The organism is Streptomyces sparsus (assembly GCF_054776295.1).
In genome coordinates, this window is record NZ_BAAHCA010001627.1 from 1 (window position 1) to 624 (window position 624).

The following is a 624-nucleotide window of genomic DNA, read 5'->3' on the forward strand; positions in this document are numbered from 1 at the left end:
GGGCGAGGCGCAGCTCGCGCTGGCCAGGTGCCTGGAGCGGTACCCGCGCGGCCTGGGCCGGTTCGGCTCGGGTGCCCGGCGGGCCCGGCGGGAACGCGACCAGGCCAGGGAGCGGGCCTCGCTGCTCGGCTCCGAGAGTGACGGGCCCGCCCGGCGGCGGCCGAGCGGTGAGGAACTGCTGCGCGGCGCCCTGGTCGTGGCCCCCGCGCTGCTGATGATGATCGACCTGTGGTGGGGGCTCGCCGCGCTGGTGGGCGTGCACACCGTGCTGGTGCTGGTCGTGCTGCTGGCGAACCGCCGCCACGGCGGCAGGCCCCTCCAGCGGCTCCAGGCGGCGCGGGCGGTGGCGCACGAGGAGTGGGACACCGATCGGGTGCAGCGTCAGCTGACGGCGGTGGGCGCGGTCGGAGCCCTCCCGCTGGTCGCCTTCGCCACCACCGGGCTCGCCGCCGCGTACGGTGCCGAGGGCCGGCCGTGGCCCCTGCCGGGTGTGCTGGGCGTCGCGCTGCTCTCGGTGGGGCTGCTGGCGGCGGTGGGCGCCGGCGTGCGCTGGTGGTACGGCAGCCGGTTCCTGCGGGAGGCGGTGCTCCCGCCGACGCCGGTGGGCTGGCAGCCGGCGGTGAA

General features: G+C 78.4%; 1 protein-coding gene. It reads left to right on the top strand.

Annotation, left to right across the window (positions count from 1 at the left end; genetic code table 11):
• A partial coding sequence (locus tag ACYVE9_RS29990) for a hypothetical protein (protein ID WP_461031005.1) occupies window positions 1-624 on the top strand: 624 nt, incomplete at both ends.